Source organism: Deltaproteobacteria bacterium GWC2_65_14 (assembly GCA_001797615.1).
Classification (GTDB): domain Bacteria; phylum Desulfobacterota; class Deferrimicrobia; order Deferrimicrobiales; family Deferrimicrobiaceae; genus GWC2-65-14.
In genome coordinates this window covers 2,778-5,241 of the sequence record MGPV01000021.1, presented here as the reverse complement: position 1 = coordinate 5,241, position 2,464 = coordinate 2,778, and the positions used below count along the sequence as shown (strand labels likewise).

Below are 2,464 nucleotides of genomic sequence, written 5' to 3'. Positions count from 1 at the left end.
GGTCGGGATCGAGACCGACGAGTTTCCCTTCATCGCGAAGGGCTCGGGCACCATCCTCGCGCCGGGAATGACCTTCGCCCTGGAGCCGAAATTCGTCTTCCCCGGGGAGGGAGCCGTGGGGCTGGAGAACAGCTACCTGGTCACCGGGACCGGGTTCGAGAAGCTGACCCTGATGGAAGAGGACGTCATTCCCTGCGGGTGACCGGGGACGGGGAGGAGAGGGATGCCCGATTTTCTGGACCGTGAAGATGCGCTGCTGCTGGTGGTGGACGTGCAGGAGCGTCTGGTCCCCGCCATCCACAAGGAGCTCTACCCGGTCGCCCTGAAGAACATGAAGATCATGATCGAGGCGGCCGCGACGCTCGGGCTTCCGATGCTGCTCACCGAGCAGTACCCCAAGGGGCTCGGGCCGACGGTGCCGGAGATCCTGGGCGCGCTGGAGGGGAAGGAGTACCGCAGGATCGAGAAGATGACCTTCAGCTGCGCGCGGGACGAGGGGTTCCTTTCGGCGATATCCGCCGCGAACCGGAAACAGGTGGCGGTCATCGGCATGGAGACCCACGTCTGCGTCTACCAGACCTCGGTCGACCTGATCCGGGCCGGCTTCTCGGTCTTCGTGCTCGACGACGCCGTCTCCTCCCGGTTCCTGCACAACTACCGGAGCGGCCTCGAGGCGCTGCGCGACGCGGGGGCCACCGTCTTCAGCACCGAGACGGCGATCTTCCAGCTGCTCAAGGTGGCGGCCACGCCGGAGTTCAAGAAGGTTTCCGCGCTCATCCGATGAGAAAACGCTTCCTCCCGTTTGCCCTCCTGTCCGCGGCGCTCCTGGTTGGTTCCGCGCCTCACCTGGCCTACGCCGCTATGCAGGAACTGGCCCTCTTTCCCCCGAAGGTTGATGGGGTGTCCGGCGGTCCGGACCTCTCCCAACGGGTGGGGGCTTTGCTCCAGGAGAAGCTCAAGGACCGGTTCGACGTCACCCTCGTCGATCCGGCGGGGGAGCAGGAGTCCGGGGAACGGATCCGGAAGGCGCGGGCGCTGGGCGCGACCTACCTCCTCACCGGCAGCCTGGCCCGGATCGGGCGGTCGGTCACTCTCGACCTGACGATCTCCCCGACGGAGGGGACCGGTGCGGGGAGGACGGTCGTGGCGACGGCTTCGGACGCAGCGATGGAGGGAACGAGCGGCGGCGCGGGAGAGAAGGGCGAGCTTCCCTTCGTCTACCGCCGGCTGGCGATCGAGGCGACCGCGAAGCTCAAGCTCCTCTTCTTCGGAGACGGGATGGTCGGGGAAGGGACCGGCAAGAGAAGAATCCCCGGATTGACGGGGTCGGTCAGCCGAAGCCGGAGCCTCCCGGGGGATGTCGTGTCGATCGCCCGCGGAGACACCGACCGGGACGGGAAGGAGGAGATCGTCGTCGCCTACCGGAACGCGATCGTGGTCTACCGGACGGAAGGGCAGGACCTGGCCGAGAAGGCGAGAATCCCGGTCTCCGGGGACGGGATGCTCCACCTGGACGTCGCCGACCTGAACCGGAACGGGATCGCCGAGATCCTCGCGGTGCGCTACGTCGCCGGCAGGGCCTTTTCCGAGATCCTGGAGTTCGACGGGAAGGAGTACCGGCGGATCACGGCCGACCTGCCCTATTTTCTCCGGGTCGTGGACCTCGGGGAGGAGGGGATCGTCCTGGTCGCGCAGGAGTCGGACCCGGCCGCGATCTTTTCCGGCCCCGTGTTCCGGATCGCGGTGGACCGGCACGGCCTCGGCGAGACCCTGGAGAGGAAGGAGCCGCTGCCCCTTCCCGAGGAGACCTGGGTCTACTCCTTCGTTCCCCTGAAACGCGGGGATACGATCCGCTACGCGGCGGTCGACGGCGGGAACCGGCTCCGGCTGTACGACAGCCGGGGCCGGAAGCTCTGGGAGGGGATCGATTCCGTCTTCGGAACGGAGACCTTCATCGACGCGCCGGTGGCGTCGGGCATCGGCCCGTCCGGGCAGCCGGTCCACCGGAGGCTTCACCTCCCGGGGAGGCTTCTTGCGGCCGATCTGGACGGAGACAAGTCGGACGAGCTCCTGCTGGCGAACAATATCGTCCGGGCCGGCGCCTTCTTCGAGAATCTCAGGCTCTACTCGAACGCGGAGCTTCTCTGCTTCGCCCAGGCGGGGGAGGGACTGGAGCTGGCCTGGAGGAGCGCGCAGATCGGATCGTCCGCGCTCGACCTGTTCCTCGAGCCCTCGTCCGGGAAGGGGATCTCCCGCATGGGGATCGCGTCGCCGGATTCCGGGAAGATCCTGGGGCGGTTCGGGGAGTGGCGGCTCCTCTGGGTCCGATGAGGCGGGAGTGAACCGGAAAAACCGGTTGGACTTGGGTGGGTCTCGTTTTATAATTAAAAGTTCCGGTACGTGTGGCGGTGTAGCTCAGGTGGTTAGAGCATGCGGCTCATATCCGCAGTGTCCGGGGTTCAAA

2 protein-coding genes, 1 tRNA gene and 1 pseudogene (1 of these 4 running past the window's edge) are annotated in these 2,464 nt (G+C 66.7%); all 4 read left to right on the top strand.

All coding sequences use genetic code 11. From position 1 onward, the window contains the following. Positions 1–202, top strand: a pseudogene (locus A2X88_03920) (hypothetical protein) (it extends 989 nt beyond the left edge of the window). 21 nt (positions 203–223) lie between these two features. After that, positions 224–784, top strand: coding sequence for a hypothetical protein (locus A2X88_03915; GenBank protein OGP34891.1), 561 nt, complete (start codon positions 224–226; stop codon positions 782–784). Beyond that, complete coding sequence (locus A2X88_03910) at positions 781–2,331, top strand: hypothetical protein (GenBank protein OGP34890.1); 1,551 nt, start codon at positions 781–783, stop codon at positions 2,329–2,331. Before A2X88_03915 ends, A2X88_03910 begins: the two co-directional genes overlap by 4 nt. A 74-nt stretch (positions 2,332–2,405) precedes the next feature. After that, positions 2,406–2,464, top strand: a tRNA-Met gene (locus A2X88_03905).